Origin of the sequence: Stenotrophomonas sp. NPDC047960 (genome assembly GCF_043204395.1) — a bacterium.
GTDB lineage: Bacteria > Pseudomonadota > Gammaproteobacteria > Xanthomonadales > Xanthomonadaceae > Stenotrophomonas.
This window is the reverse complement of sequence record NZ_JBIDBX010000002.1, coordinates 290,931-305,532: the sequence shown is the minus strand read 5'-3', so window position 1 is coordinate 305,532 and position 14,602 is coordinate 290,931. Positions and strand designations below refer to the sequence as shown.

Below are 14,602 nucleotides of genomic sequence, written 5' to 3'. Positions count from 1 at the left end.
CATGCCGCTCACTGGCCCCCCGCTGGGACACCTGCGCATCCTGCTGGTGGAGGATTCGCCCGAAGATGCCGAGTTGATGTGCGGGCAGATGCTCGACGCCGGGCTCGAGGCCAGCTTCGAGCGGGTCGAGACCGCTGCCGAACTGCGCGATGCGCTGCTGAGGTTTGCGCCTGACATCGTCCTCTCCGACCTGGCCATGCCGGGTTTTTCGGGGAACCAGGCATTGGAAATCGTGCGTGGCTGGCACCCGGATGTCCCCTTCATCTTCGTCTCGGGCACCATCGGCGAAGAGAACGCGGTGGCCGCCCTGCACCAGGGCGCCAACGATTACATCATCAAGCACCAGCCGGCGCGGCTGCCCTCGGCGGTCGCGCGCGCCGTGCGCGAGGCGCGCGGCACCATCGACCGCCAGCGGGTGGAAGCGGAGCTGATGCGCGCGCAGCGGCTGGAAAGCCTGTCGCTGCTGGCCGCTGGACTCAGCCACGACCTGCGCAACATCCTGCAGCCGCTGCTGATCATGCCCGAGCTGCTCAAGGCGCGTACCGACGATCCGCAGCTCCACCACCTGGCCGACGTGATTGCCGAATGTGGCCGACGCGGGCATGAAATGGCCGAATCGATGCTGTCGTTCGTGCGCGGCTCGCGCAGCCCGAGCGAGCGGATCCAGATCACCCACCTGTTCGAAGCGATCGAGCTGCTGTTGCGCAGCACCCTGCCGGCGCGGGTCAGCCTGCACCTGGACGTGGACGGCGCTGACCTGGCCGTGGATGCCAACTACACCGAGCTGCAGCAGGTGCTGTTGAACCTGGCGCTGAACGCGATCCAGGCCATGCCCAATGGCGGCCGGTTGACCCTGCGCGCGGCGGCCGATCCGGATGCGGACGGCCGGGACTGGCTGCGCATCTCGGTGTCGGACGAGGGCGTGGGCATGAGTGCCGAGGTGCTGGCGCACCTGTTCAATCCGTTCTTCACCACCAAGGTCAATGGCACGGGACTCGGGCTGATTTCCTGCAAGCGCATCATCGAGGGCGCCCAGGGCAGCATCCGGGTGGAAAGTACGCCGGGTGTGGGCAGCTGCTTCGAATTGCGGCTGCCAATGCACCAGGAGACGGTAGACGCTGAACCGCAGGCACAACCGGTAGCGGCAGGCGCGGGCCAGTCAATCCTGGTCGTGGATGGTGAAGCCACCCGCCTGTCGCTGCTGGGCAATGCCTTGTCCAGCCAGGGCTACCACCTGCAGCTGGCCTCGGATGGCGGCGCTGCGCTGCGCTGGATGCAGCAGGAGGCGATGCCGGCACTGGTGATCGCCGATGCCGGGGCCAAGCTGCTTTCAGCCAGCCATCTGCTCGATGAGATGGCCGCGCTGGGCTATCGCGGCCCGGCGCTGGTGCTGGAGGACGCCGAGGTTCCGGTACCGCTGGAAACCTTCCCGGACGGTGTCGAAGTGCACGTGCTGCGCAAACCGCTGGAAATGCAGCAGGTGTTCCGCTCGGTGGCCGAGGCGCTGGCGTTCACGCGGTAGGTCACGACCGTTGGTCGTGACCCTGGGGAATGCCGACCAACGAGCGGTGTCTACGCGTCTTCCCAAGGGAAGCTGGGCAGGCTGGCCACGGCGTGTTCCAGCCGGCGCGACCAGTTGCCATGGATCTCCGCATACAGCGGGCTGTCGCCGGCCAGGCGCATGCGGTGGCTGACGCGCAGGTCACCGGCGCGCAGCAGCACCAGGTCGATCGGCAGGCCCACTGAAAGGTTGGAACGGATGGTGGAATCCAGGGACACGATCGCCGTGCGCGCCGCATCATCCAGTCGGGTCTGCGGGCGGATGATCCGGTCCAGGATCGGCTTGCCGTACTTGGATTCACCGATCTGGAGGTAGGGCGTTTCCGGTGAGGCGGCAATCGCATTGCCCAGTGGATAGATCATGTACATGCCCGGGTGTTCGCCGCCGACCTGGCCACCCAGGATCAGGGTCGCCTGGGTGTTGACCCCATCATGGCCGTGTTCGGGACTGCTGCATTTGACCTGGCTGTCCACGAGCACCCGACCCACATACTCGGCTACCTCGAACAGGTGCCGGTAGGCGCGCAGGTTCTCCGGCCGCTGCTCCTCGATGTCGCGGTGCAGCCGGGAGATCAGCAGCTGGGTGGTGGCCAGGTTGCCGGCGGCCATGATCACGAACGCGGCCTCGCCGGGAAACTCGAATTCGTGCAGCTTGCGGTGCACGCGTACGTCGTCCAGCGACGCGTTGGTACGGGTATCGGCGGCGAAGACCAGGCCCTCGTCCACCACAATGCCGACGCAATAGGTCATGTCGGTGTCCTATGATGTGCACCCCGATTCTACGCGGAGCCCCTGTTGGCCCTGCGTGGATTCGCCTCACCTACGCTGAATACCATGACCACTGTGCTCCTCAGCCTGGGCAGCAACCTGCAACCGCAGCAGCACCTTCACGCTGCGGTGGCCGCGCTGCGCGGGCGTTTCGGCGATATCCGGGTGTCCCCGGCGTACCGCACCGCCGCCGTGGGCTTCGACGGCCCGGCCTTCCTCAACAATGCGGTCGCGATCGAGACCGATGAGCCGCTGGAGGAGCTGGACCGGTGGCTGCATGCGCTGGAGGACGCGCACGGGCGGGACCGCAGCGGGCCGCGTTTCAGCGACCGTACGCTGGATATCGACGTGGTGTTCTACGGCGACCTGATCGTGGAGGGACCGGGGCACCTGCGGATTCCGCGCCCGGAGCTGAAGCACGCGTTCGTGCTCAAGCCGCTGGCCGATATCGTGCCGGACTTCATCGACCCGGTCAGTGGCCTGGACCTGGCCACGTTGTGGCGGGCGCATCGGCAGTTCGGCGACGAATTCGAGGTGGTCGAGGTGTGACGACCAACGGTCGTCACCTACCGGTGATCGGGTAGGTATCGACCGTTGGTCGATACGGTTGATCGGGTAGGTATCGACCCGTTGGTCGATACGGTTGATCGGGTAGGTATCGACCGTTGGTCGATACGGTTGATCGGGTAGGTATCGACCGTTGGTCGATACGGTTGATCGGGTAGGTATCGACCGTTGGTCGATACGATGCCGGCAATCAGGTCAACTGCCGACCGCCATCCACCCGCAACGTGTGCCCGGTCACGAACGGGGCATCGCTGACCAGCCAGTAGACCGCCTCGGCGATCTCCTCCACCGTTCCGGTGCGGCCCAGCGGAGTCCGCGCCAGCAGCGCCTGCTGGGCGAAATCGTCCTTGCCCTGTTCGGGCCACAGGATCGCCCCCGGCGCCACCGCATTGACCCGCACCTTCGGCGCCAGCTCCAGCGCCAGCGAGCGGGTGATCATTTCCAGCGCCGCCTTGGCCGCGGCGTACACCGGGTGGTCGCGCATCGGCTGGGTGCCGTGCAGGTCGGTGAGGTTGACGATGCAGCCCTGGTGCCGGCGCAACTGCGGGGCGGCGGCCTGCGCCAGCAGCAGCGGCGCACGGGCATTCACCGCGAACAGGTCGTCCCACTGCGCGGCGGTGATCTGGCCAAGCAGGGTGGGGTAGAAGTTGGAGGCATTGTTGACCAGCGCATCCAGCCGCCCGAACTGGGCCACGGTCTGTTCCACCAGATCCGGCAGGGCGTCGGCGTCGCGCAGGTCGGCCTGCAGGGCCAGCACGCTGCCCGGACGCAGCATGTCCAGGTCAAAGGCCATCTGCTGCAGTTCGGCCGTGGAGGTGTGTGCGTGCAGCACCACCGACCAGCCACAGGAATGGAACTGGCGGGCAATGGCCGCGCCGATCCGGCGCGCACTGCCGGTGATCAGCACGACGGGTGTGGTGGCGGTCATCGGGGCTCCTTCCTGCTCGGCTATGCTGTGCATTGTCACCGCAATCGCCCGCACCATGCATTCTTCCCTGCCCACGCCCGATGCCGACGCCCTGGCCCACAGCGACGAACTGGCCGCCGCGCTGCGCGCCGAGATCCTCGCCAACGGCGGCGCCATGCCCTTTGCCCGGTTCATGGAACTGAGCCTGTATGCGCCGGGCTGGGGCTATTACAGCGCCGGCGCCAGCAAGTTCGGTGCGGATGGCGATTTCACCACCGCGCCGGAACTGGGGCCGCTGTTCACCGCGACCGTGGCCAACGCCGTTGCCCCGGTGATGCAGCAGCTCGGCCCGCAGGCGCGCTTCCTGGAGCTGGGCGGCGGCAGTGGCGCATTTGCCGAGATTCTGCTCAAGCGCATGCTGGAACTGGATGCGCTGCCGGAGCGCTACGCGATCCTGGAGCCCAGTGCGGACCTGCGCGAACGTCAGCGCGAGCGCCTCGAGAAGGCGCTGGTGCCACCGCTGTTCGCCCTGGTCGAATGGCTGGACCGCCCGTTCGATGATGACTGGGACGGCGTGGTGTTCGCCAACGAGGTGATCGACGCCCTGCCAACCCCGCGCTTCCTTGCCCGTGACGGCATGGTCTATGAGGAAACCGTAGAGCTGGATGCCGACGGGCGCTTCATCCGCGGCGCGCAGCCGGCCGATGCCATGCTGACCTCGGCCGTCCGGCACCTGGAGCGCTACCGGGAAAAGCCGTTCGCCGATGGCTACCGTTCCGAGCTGCTGCCGCACCTGCCGTACTGGATCCAGGCGGTGGCCGGCGGACTGAAGCGCGGCGCGATGCTGTTTGTTGATTACGGCTACCCGCGCAACGAGTACTACCGCGATGACCGCGACGATGGCACCGTGCGCGCCTTCTACCGCCACCACGTGCACAACGACGTGTTCCTGTGGCCGGGCCTGCAGGACCTGACCGCGTCGGTGGATTTCACCGCGCTGGCCGAAGCCGGTACCCATGCCGGTTTCGAGCTCGCCGGCTACTGCACGCAGTCCAGCTTCCTGCTTGGCAATGGCCTGGATGGATTGCTGGCACTTGCCGAGGAGCGTGCCGACGAGATCGGCAAGCTGCGCCTGCGTGACCAGGTGAAGAAACTCACCCTCCCCAGCGAAATGGGCGAGCGCTTCCAGGTGATGGGCTTCCAGCGCGACGTGGATTTCGACCCGGCGTTCCTGCTCGGCGACCTGACCTGGCGGCTCTGAGATGACCGAAACCGGAATGCTGAAGCCGCTGCGCTTCCCGCGCGTGTGGCTGGGCCTGTGGTGGCTGGCGATCGCGGTCACGATCGTGGTCTGCCTGATCCCGCCGCCGCCACTGGCATTGCCGCAGAACAGCGACAAGGTCGAGCACTTCCTGGCGTACTTCCTGCTGGCCTCGGCGGCGGTGCAGATCTACCGCACGCGCGCGGCGCTGCTGTGGGCGGGTGCCGGGCTGGTGCTGCTGGGCGTGGGCATTGAATTCCTGCAGGGGGCACTGACCACCGACCGCCTGGCCGACCCGATGGATGCGCTGGCCAACAGCGTTGGCGTGGTCGCCGGCATGGCGGTGGCCTTCACGCCGTTCCGTGACCTGCTCATTCGGATGAAAGGCTGATCGGGGTAGGGTCGGTTCCCAAACGACCGCCGATAACGGTTGTAACCCCGGTAACGCATTGCAATCAACGACAACGGCATTTGCTTCGGTGCAGGTCATGCGTTACCGGGCGTTGACTTGTTCACTGCGGTCGTTCGGGAACCGACCCTACCCCATTCCCCCGACAGCGGTGCCGGCCATCGGCCGGCACCCCTGATCGATCAATGCGGTACCAGCTCCAGCGTGTCCAGCACCCACATGGTGGGGCGGGTGTCGCCGGTGAAGCGCACGCACAGGTCCTGGCGGCCCTTCAGTGAACGCGGCAGCGCCGCTTCCAGCGTGATGAAGCCATCGGCACCGGGCTTGGCCGGCAGCGCCACGCTGGCCAGCGGCTTGCCATCGCACTGTGCGTTGAGGATGTCCATCTCGCCGTGTGCGCTGCGCGCAGGCACGAAGCGCCGCTGTGGCTCGTCGTGGGCCAGCTGGAAGTAGTACGGAATCTGCCCTGCGCGCACCCGCAGTTTCGCAATGCCCTCCACATCCGCGCCTTGCCACAGCCAGCACGGGTTGAAGATGTTGACGTTGAAGATGGCGCGTTCGCCGTCGGCCGGGCCATCGTCCTCCAGCCGCAGCAGCAGCTTGCCTTCGCCGGGGCACATCGCCAGATGCTCGTCGTTGCGGATCAGCAGCGACTGCGCGGTGATGTCGAAGCGGCTCGCCGATTTGGCCAGCGCCTGCCCGTTGAAGAAGGCAGCAGCCTGTACGCCCACCGGAAGCGGCTGGGTCAGCGGCGCGACGTAGCGCGGCGACTTCGCCGTGACCGCGCTGCCATCCACGCTGTAGCGGATGTCATAGTTGAGCGGGGTGCGCAGGGCCAGGGTGGCGGTGCCGGCCTTGCGGTCGTCGGTGACGTCCGCTTCCACTTCGAACGGCGTCTGCGCATACGCGATGCCCATCGCCTGCCAGCGCTGCAGCTGCGAGGGCAGCCGGGCCAGGAAGTCGGCGAAGTTGCGGCGGTCACGCGGCGTCCAGCCGGTTTCGGCGACCGCGGCCAGACGCGGGAACACGTTGTGGTGCAGCCGCGCCACGCTCCGCGTGTGCTCGGTGAACATGTTGGCCTGCAGGCCCAGGATGTGCTGCTCCTTGTCCCTGGCCAAGGCATCCGGCACCGGCTCGAAGCCATATACGCGGGCCAGCGGGGTGGTCAGCGGTCGGCCCGGCGGCTCGTTCTCCGAGTTGGTCTGCAGGTAGTCCATGTACATGTCGGTCACCGGCGACATCACCACGTCGTGGCCTTCGCTGGCGGCCTTGAGGCCACCCTCTGTGCCGCGCCAGGACATCACCGTGGCTTCCGGCGGCAGACCGCCTTCGAGGATCTCATCCCACCCGATCAGGCGGCGATCGTGCTGCTCCAGGAATTTCTCCAGGCGCTTGATCAGGTGCGCCTGCATTTCATTTTCAGTGCCCGCGCCCACCGCGCGCATGCGTTCCTGCACGCGTGGGCTGGCTTCCCACTGGTCCTTGACCGCTTCGTCGCCGCCCACGTGGACGTACTTGGCGGGGAACAGTTCGATGACCTCTTCAAGCACGTTCTCCAGGAACTGGAACGTGCTCTCCTCGGTGTTGAACAGGTTCGGGAACACGCCCCATTCGCTGAGCGGCTGCAGCGGGGTATTGAGGGTGCCCAATTCCGGATACGCGGCAATCGCTGCAGTGGCATGGCCCGGAACGTCAATTTCCGGAATGACCTGGATGTGCAGCGCGGCCGCATACGCGATCACCTCGCGGATCTGCGCCTGGGTGTAGAAGCCGCAATATGGGCGCGGCGCGCCGGTGGCCGGATCGCGGCCGCCATCGCCGGCCGGGATGCGGCAGCTGCCCACCCCGGTAAGCTTCGGGTAGCGCTTGATCTCCATGCGCCAGCCCTGGTCATCGGTGAGATGCCAGTGGAAGGTGTTGAGCTTCTGTTCGGCCATCGCGTCGAGCACGCGCTTGATCTCGTCCAGGCTCTGGAAATGGCGGGCCGAATCGAGCATCAGCCCGCGCCAGCTGAAGCGCGGCGCATCGTCGATGCGCAGCGCTGGTACGGCGCCGCTGCTGCTACCGGTGAGCAGCTGTGACAGGGTAGCCGCGCCATAGAACAGGCCGGCTTCGGTGGCGGCCTGCACGGTCACGCCACGCGCGTCGCTGCGCAGCTGGTAGCCCTCTGCGCCGGTTTTCAGCGTTCCGTCGAGCACGAAGCGGATGCCATCGGTGCCCCGGGTGGTGGACGGCTGCAGGGCGGGCCCGCCACTCTGGCGCAGCATCGAGGCGAACTGGCCGGCCACGCGCGCGGCTGCGGCGCCCTGCGCGCGCAGCGCGGTGGTGGCGGTCACGGTGTAATCGGCACCGTCCAGGCGTTCGACCTGGGCGGGGGCGGGAATCAGGGGGAGCGAGCCGGGCAGGGCGCGCGGGCCATCGGGGGCCTGGGCATCGGTGGCATGTGCCAGCGGGGCCAGCGAGAGCGCCAGGGCCAGCGGCAGCAGCGAAAGCGAGGTACGACGGGTGCGGGTGTGCATCGGGTCATTCCTTTGGTGCGGGTTAAAAAAACGGGCCCGGATGTCCGGGCCCGTTTCTGGTGTACAGCTTTACCACATGGCGCGGAGCTGTCAGTACTTGAAGCGGAAGTTCAGGTAGTACTGGCGCCCGTTGGAGTAGAACGAGGTCGGAATGGACGCGCTCTGGTAGTACTTGTAGGTCGGGTTGTTGAGGTTCAGGCCGTCCAGGGTGATGCTCATCCACTTGGTCGGCGCGTAGCTCAGCGAGGCCGAGAGCGTGCCGAAATCATCCTGGTAGTACGGGTTTGCACCGGACAGGCTGATCAGGAACGACGAACGGCGGGTATAGCTGACGCGTGCACCGAAGGTTTCGTTCTCGAAGAAGGCGCCCACGTTGTAGGTGTTCTTCGAGGTACCCAGCAGGTTGTGGCTGCCGTCGGCCCAGGTGTGCGCCGAGCTGCCGTTGGCGTAGGTGTAGTTGGCGTTGAAACCGAAGTTCTCGCCGATCGGCTGCTCGTACGCCACTTCCACGCCGGTGACCTTGCCGTCGGCATTGATCGGGGTGGAGACGGCGTAGGTTTCAAGCTGGTTGGTCAGTTCGCTGAAGAGCTGCTTGTTGATCACGTCGAACGCAACGTAGTCCTTCAGGTCGATGTGGTAAGCACCGACCGACAGCAGGCCGCGCGGCATGAAGTACCACTCCAGGTTGGCATCCAGGTTGCTGCCGATGGTCGGCTTCAGTTCCGGGTTGCCGCCACCGCCGGTCTTGTTCAGGTCCGAACCCCAGGCAGACGCACCCAGTGCCGAGTAATCGGGCAGGGTCTGGGTCTGCGATGCGGCTACGCGCAGTACCAGGTTGTCGTCCAGGTCGAACTTGATGTTGGCGCTCGGCAGCACGCGGCTGTGCTTGTTCTGGAAGGCCTGGCGCTGCCACATGCCAAACAGGCTGCTCACGTCGGCGCGCGAGGCATCGGCGACCGCCAGGTAGGTGTCGATGTCCTGCTTGATGTCTACGTAACGCAGGCCGACATTACCGCTCCACCAGTCACCGGTGAAGTTGGCCTGCACGTAGCCGGCGAAGTTCTTTTCCTTCACCTTCCACTCGGCGCCATAGTTGTGGCGGCCGGTCGGGCCGTCATTGTTGGACAGCCAGGTGGAGTTGTTGAGAATCGCCGTCTTCAGCGCGTCCGGCGTGTAATACCAGATGTCGCGCGGGAAGTTGCCGCCGATGCCGCTGGCGAAGTTCCCCGGGTAATTGCCGGTAGCGCTGCCCTGCAGGGCCGACCAGATGTCGCCCGGGCTGGCGCCTTCCGGCGACAGTGCTTCACGCTCGTGGTCGGCGAAGCGCAGGCCGAAGTCGATCGAGCTCAGCGCGCCCCCATTGGTGAAGTACTGGTTGAAGTCCAGCGACGCCCAGTCTTCCTTGTCTTCCGCCTTGACCTGCTGGTTGCCCCAGGTCCCGAAGCTGCTTACGCCGCTCGGGCTGGTGTCGCCGCCCACGGCCCAATCCACCGGCGAGCCTGCGCCGTGGGTGGCCCAGCTGGCGCCGCCGCCCTGGCCCAGGGTGACTTCGGCGATGAACTGACGCGGCGTCTCGCCGGTGCCCTTGGTGGTACCGGCCTGGAACTTGGCGGTCAGATTGTCGTTGATCGCCCAATCGGCATCGAAGGTGACATAGCTGGTCTTGGCCGTCGCTTCACGGTAAATCATGTCGTACACGGCGTAGTTGGTGCCCGGTACGCCCGCGTAGGTGGCGTTGCTCAGCACGCCATCGGTGATGGTGTAACCGGGGTTCGGCGCCTGCGACGCGGCGAAGTTGCCACCCCACATCATGTAGTTGCGGTTGTAGTTGTTTGCTTCCAGCTCGGACGTGAAGCCGCTCAGGCCGAGGGTCAGGTCGTCGATCGGCTTCCACTGCAGGGTGACCAGGCCACCCTTGCGCTCACGGGTCTGCTCGAACAGGGTCGAACCCAGCAGGCCGGGCACGTTGACGCCGACCAGGTCCGGGTTGGTTGCCGCTACCGGGTCGGTGGCCTTGATCTTGAAGAAGCCGCCCGGGATTTCCTGCGCCTCGCGGCGCAGCTCGCGCTTCTGGTAGAAGCCCTGCACCATCACGCCGAAGGTGCTGTCGGCGTTCTTGTAGTTGAACAGGCCCGAGAACTGCGGATCGGTGGAGTCGGCCTGGTCTGAACGCACCGCGCCCAACGACGCTTCAGCGCTCAGCTGCTTGGAGAATGCCAGTGGCTTGCGGGTGATGATGTTGACGGTACCCGTGGTGCCGCCGTCCTGCAGCTTGGCCTGCGAGGACTTGTTCACTTCCACCGAGCTGACCAGTTCGGACGGCAGCAGCGAGTAGCTGACGCTGCGGCCAACGTTGTTGCCCTGGCTGAGCACGAACCAGTCGGCCGAGCCGACGCTGTGGCCGTCGATCAGGGTCTGGGTGAGGCTGGGGCTGGTGCCGCGCAGGCTGACGCGGTCGGCCTCGTCGAAGCCACCTTCGTCGGCGCTGGCAGAGCTGATGTTCACGCCCGGCAGGCGCTGCAGGGTATCGGCCACGTTGTGCGCCGGCAGCTTGCCGACGTCTTCGGCGGTCACCACTTCCAGGCGCGCATTGGCTTCACGCTTGGTGTCGAGCGATTTCTCCATCGAACCGCGGATACCGGTGACGGTCACGGTGTCCAGGTCGGTTGCGGTGGGCTGTGCTTCCTGCGCCTGGGCGCCGAAGACGATACAGCTGAAAATGGCTGCCGAAAGCAGGCTCTTGCGGTGGTTCATGATGTCTCTCCTCATCAATCGTTGGTGCGCCAGCGACGGCGTGCGGTTTGCGAAGCGTGCGTTCAAGCGTCCGTGCGGCCGAGGTACCAGCTGGCGGCGCCGATGACGCCCAGCTGCCCGTGCTCGACCACCTTCACGGGTATGCGTTCCAGCGCCTCGCGCATCGGCCCCTTGTTGAGGTACCGGGAAACGAAGGTGCTGTTCAACAGGTATTCGCGGATCTGCGGCAGGATCCCGCCGGCCAGGTACACGCCACCATGGGCGCCGTACTGCAGCGCCATGTCACCGATGGTGCTGCCGAGCAGGCCGCAGAACACGTCCAGGCTCTGGCGGGCCAGCGCGTCCTGGTTGCTCACGGCCGCCGCGGTGATCGCATCGGGCGTGGCCAGCACGGCGGGCTGGCCTTCGATGGCGCACAGGGCGCGGTAGAGGTTCATCAGGCCCGGGCCGGACAGCGCATGTTCGACCGAGACGTGGGCAAGCTCGCGCTGCATCTGCCGGACGATTGCCATTTCCAGTTCGGTGCTCACCGCCAGCGTCGGCTGGCCGGCTTCGGTGGCCAGCACCACTGCGCCATGCGCGGTCGGGATCCACAGCGCCGCACCCAGTCCGGTGCCCGGGCCGACCACCAGGGTCGGGCCGCGCGGGGCGGTGGCCGGGCCGGTCAGCTGCAGCACGCCGCTGGCATCGACCTGCGCGGCGGCGTAGGCCACGGCCTCGAAGTCATTGACGATGTACACCGTTTCCAGGCCCAGGTCGGCCTCGATCTGCCGTGCCGACAGCGGCCACGGCACGTTGGCGGTGATTACCGTGCCGTCTTCGCGGGCATAACCGGCGGTGGCCACCACGCAGTGTGCGGGCCGCTCGCCATCGGCGATGAAGGCTTCCAGGATCGCGCTGAGGCCGGCGTAGTCGGCGTTGCGGAACTTGCGGTACTCGAGCAGCTGGACCGGATGGGCCGGGTCATGGCTGGCCTGCACGCGGCCCACGCGGACATGCGTGCCGCCCACGTCGGCCGCCAGGAACGGCGGCATCGAGAGGAGGGCATTGGCCGATACGGCGTGGGCGGCTGCGGTCACACGGGCTCCCTTGGGATACGTACGGCCAGGTCTGGACCCCGGCGATTGAGCGGAGTCTGTAATCGTTCTGACAACGATGTCAACGACAACCTCACACTTTCGATGCTGCGCCGCAGCGACCTACGTCACAGGAAAACGTTTTCAGTGTACTCCCGTCAAGATTTCGTAAAGCCGTTGCAAACAGAGGCTGTGTGAAGGCGTGGCGGGGCGTTGCGAGGATTCTGTGCACCTGCAGCATGGGGTTTTCCGCGATCTGCGCGGAAACCAATTGTTGACAAAGCCGGGTGGCCCATCGAATAAATGTGACAACGTTGTTCCCAGCCACTCTTCCGACGCCGCCCGCGCGCCGTCGACGCAGGAGCCTTCAAGATGTCTGCCGTGCCTGCTGCTACCGCGCGTTCGAGCGTGGCCACTTCGATCCTCATCATCGGCGTGCTGTTCTTCCTGATCGGCTTCTTCACCTGGCTCAATGGCCCGCTGATCACCTTCGTCAAACTGGCCTTCGAGCTGGACGAAGTCGGCGCCTTCCTGGTGCTGATGGTGTTCTACCTGTCCTACTTCTTCCTGGCGCTGCCGGCCTCGTGGATCCTCAAGCGCACCGGCATGAAGAAGGGCCTGAGCCTGAGCCTGCTGGTGATGGCCGCCGGTGCAGTGGTGTTCGCGCACTTCGCCCAGCAGCGCTGGTATCCCGGTGCGCTCAGCGGCCTGTTCATCATCGGCAGCGGCCTGGCCCTGCTGCAGACGGCGGTGAACCCGTACATCAGCATCCTGGGCCCGATCGAAACCGCCGCGCGCCGCATCGCGCTGATGGGCATCTGCAACAAGATCGCCGGCATGATCGCCCCGTTCCTGATCGGCACCCTGGTGCTGCACGGCATCGGCGACCTGTCCGAGCAGGTGGCCAGCGCCGACCCGGTGACCCGCAACGCACTGCTGGATACCTTCGCGGCGAAGATCCAGATGCCTTACATGGCCATGGCCGGCCTGCTGGTGGTGCTTGCGGTGGGCGTGCTGTTCTCGCCGCTGCCGGAAATCAAGACCGCCGAAGCCAACGCCACCCCGGCGCGCGCGCCCGGCCTGGCCGAACGCAGCAGCATCTTCCAGTTCCCGCACCTGTGGCTGGGCGTGCTGTGCCTGTTCGTGTATGTGGGCGTGGAAGTGATGGCCGGTGATGCCATCGGCACCTACGGGCACGGTTTCGGCCTGCCGCTGGACCAGACCAAGCTGTTCACCTCCATCACCCTGTTCGCCATGCTGGTGGGCTACCTGGCCGGCCTGGCGCTGATTCCGCACCTGGTCTCGCAGTCGCGCTACCTGAGCATTTCGGCCAGCCTGGGCGTGCTGTTCTGCATCGGCGCGCTGTTCACCCACGGCTATGTGTCGGTGGGCTTCGTGGCCGCGCTGGGTTTTGCCAACGCGATGATGTGGCCGGCGATCTTCCCGCTTGCGATCCGCGGGCTCGGTCGGTTCACCGAAACCGGCTCGGCACTGCTGGTGATGGCCATCGCCGGGGGCGCGATCATCCCGCAGGCGTTTGCCGTGCTGAAGCAGCATTTCGACTTCCAGTGGGTGTTCGCGGGCCTGATGGTGCCGTGCTACCTGTACATCCTGTTCTACTCCCTGCGCGGCCACCGGGTCGGGCTGCCCCGCGACGGGCAGTGATCGGCGATCATGGACGCCCAACCGGTGACCCAGGAAAAGAGCATGCGCAGAGCGACCATCAAGGATGTCGCCGAACGGGCCAAGGTGTCGTTGAAGACCGTATCGCGGGTCATCAACAACGAACCGTCGGTCATGCAGGCCACGCGCGCGCGCGTGCTGCGCGCCATTGCTGAACTCGATTACGAGCCCGATCCCGCCGCGCGCAACCTGCGCACCGGTACGACGCTGGTGATCGGGCTGGTCTATGACAACCCCAACCCGTACCACATCATCGGCGTGCAGAACGGCGTGCTCGCCGCGTGCCGCGAGACGGGCTTCGGACTGCAGATCCACCCCTGTGATTCCAGTTCGCCGATGCTGGCCGAAGAGCTCGCCGACTGGGTGCAGCGTTCGCGCCTGGCCGGGCTGGTGCTGACAGCGCCGATGTCCGAACGTGCCGACCTGGTCGCCGCGCTGACCGCGCGTGGCATCAAGCTCGTGCGCATCATCGCTGCCACCGCCGATCCGCAGGATGGCGCGTGCGTGTTCGTGGACGACCGCGAGGCCGCCTACGAAATCACCGAACACCTGATCCAGCTTGGCCACCAGCGCATCGGTTTCCTGTGGGGCGGTTCCTCGCACCGGTCCAGCGGCGAACGCCACGCCGGTTACGAAGCGGCGCTGCGCGACTACGGCATGACCGTGGACAAGCACCTGGTGGTGCAGGGCGACTACACCTTCGACGACGGCTTCCGTGGCGCGCGCCGCCTGTTGGCGCTGCGGGAACCTCCCACCGCGATCTTCGGTTCCAACGATGAAATCGCCGCCGGCGTGCTCGCGGCGGCCAAGTCGGCCGGCATGAACGTGCCCTACGACCTGTCCATCGCCGGCTTCGAGGACAGCCCGTTCTCGCGCCAGTCGTGGCCGCCGCTGACTACCGCCAAGCAGGCCACCGAAGACATCGCGCGGCACGCCGCGCGCCTGTTGATCGCGCAGCTGCGCAGCGATGCGTACGACGATGCGCCGCTGCAGCTGCAGAACCAGGGCTTCGTCCCGCAGCTGGTCGTGCGCGGTTCGACCGCGCCGATGCGGCCGGTCGGCACGCGGCCCCCCACCCCCGAAACCACCTGAGTCCCG

11 protein-coding genes are annotated in these 14,602 nt (G+C 66.4%); 6 read left to right on the top strand and 5 right to left on the bottom strand.

The features are described from left to right. The first annotated feature begins 1 nt into the window (after position 1). Positions 2–1,522 carry an ATP-binding protein gene (locus ACGFZ3_RS06965; protein ID WP_392918320.1) on the top strand — a complete coding sequence of 507 codons (1,521 nt, stop codon included), beginning with the start codon at positions 2–4 and terminating at the stop codon, positions 1,520–1,522. Between the two features lie 50 nt (positions 1,523–1,572). Here ACGFZ3_RS06965 and ACGFZ3_RS06960 read toward each other — a convergent pair whose 3' ends face one another. Continuing rightward, on the bottom strand, positions 1,573–2,310 hold the full coding sequence (locus ACGFZ3_RS06960) for a 20S proteasome subunit A/B (protein ID WP_392918317.1): 738 nt from the start codon (positions 2,308–2,310) through the stop codon (positions 1,573–1,575). An 84-nt stretch (positions 2,311–2,394) separates the two neighbouring features. Between ACGFZ3_RS06960 and folK the strand changes: the two genes are divergently transcribed. Continuing rightward, entirely contained in the window at positions 2,395–2,877 is a 483-nt protein-coding gene (gene folK / locus ACGFZ3_RS06955) for a 2-amino-4-hydroxy-6-hydroxymethyldihydropteridine diphosphokinase (RefSeq protein ID WP_392918314.1), read from the top strand. A gap of 208 nt (positions 2,878–3,085) precedes the next feature. On the opposite strand, the gene ACGFZ3_RS06950 is transcribed toward folK, so the two are convergent. Continuing rightward, a complete protein-coding gene (locus ACGFZ3_RS06950) occupies positions 3,086–3,823 on the bottom strand; it encodes a pteridine reductase (protein WP_392918311.1) in 738 nt (245 codons plus the stop codon). 55 nt (positions 3,824–3,878) lie between these two features. Here ACGFZ3_RS06950 and ACGFZ3_RS06945 point away from each other — a divergent pair, with 55 nt between their 5' ends. Both ACGFZ3_RS06945 and ACGFZ3_RS06940 read left to right on the top strand, forming a co-directional pair. Next, on the top strand, positions 3,879–5,063 hold the full coding sequence (locus tag ACGFZ3_RS06945) for a class I SAM-dependent methyltransferase (protein ID WP_392918308.1): 1,185 nt from the start codon (positions 3,879–3,881) through the stop codon (positions 5,061–5,063). A gap of 1 nt (position 5,064) precedes the next feature. Then, positions 5,065–5,454 carry a VanZ family protein gene (locus ACGFZ3_RS06940; RefSeq protein WP_392918305.1) on the top strand — a complete coding sequence of 130 codons (390 nt, stop codon included), beginning with the start codon at positions 5,065–5,067 and terminating at the stop codon, positions 5,452–5,454. Positions 5,455–5,654: 200 nt separating this feature from the next. Here the strand turns inward: ACGFZ3_RS06940 and ACGFZ3_RS06935 are convergent, their stop codons facing one another. The 3 genes from ACGFZ3_RS06935 to ACGFZ3_RS06925 form a co-directional block, all read right to left on the bottom strand. Further along, the gene (locus tag ACGFZ3_RS06935) at positions 5,655–7,991 is read right to left on the bottom strand and encodes a family 20 glycosylhydrolase (protein WP_392918303.1); all 2,337 of its coding nucleotides are present in this window, start codon (positions 7,989–7,991) and stop codon (positions 5,655–5,657) included. 90 nt (positions 7,992–8,081) lie between these two features. Further along, positions 8,082–10,745, bottom strand: a complete 2,664-nt coding sequence (locus ACGFZ3_RS06930) for a TonB-dependent receptor (RefSeq protein WP_392918300.1) — start codon at positions 10,743–10,745, stop codon at positions 8,082–8,084. Between the two features lie 62 nt (positions 10,746–10,807). Then, positions 10,808–11,779, bottom strand: a complete 972-nt coding sequence (locus ACGFZ3_RS06925) for a glucokinase family protein (RefSeq protein ID WP_392918890.1) — start codon at positions 11,777–11,779, stop codon at positions 10,808–10,810. A 414-nt stretch (positions 11,780–12,193) separates the two neighbouring features. On the opposite strand from ACGFZ3_RS06925, the gene ACGFZ3_RS06920 reads away from it, so the two are divergent. Further along, positions 12,194–13,486 carry a sugar MFS transporter gene (locus tag ACGFZ3_RS06920; RefSeq protein ID WP_392918298.1) on the top strand — a complete coding sequence of 431 codons (1,293 nt, stop codon included), beginning with the start codon at positions 12,194–12,196 and terminating at the stop codon, positions 13,484–13,486. A gap of 42 nt (positions 13,487–13,528) precedes the next feature. Further along, positions 13,529–14,596, top strand: a complete 1,068-nt coding sequence (locus tag ACGFZ3_RS06915; RefSeq protein ID WP_392918296.1) for a LacI family DNA-binding transcriptional regulator — start codon at positions 13,529–13,531, stop codon at positions 14,594–14,596. Positions 14,597–14,602: the final 6 nt, after the last annotated feature.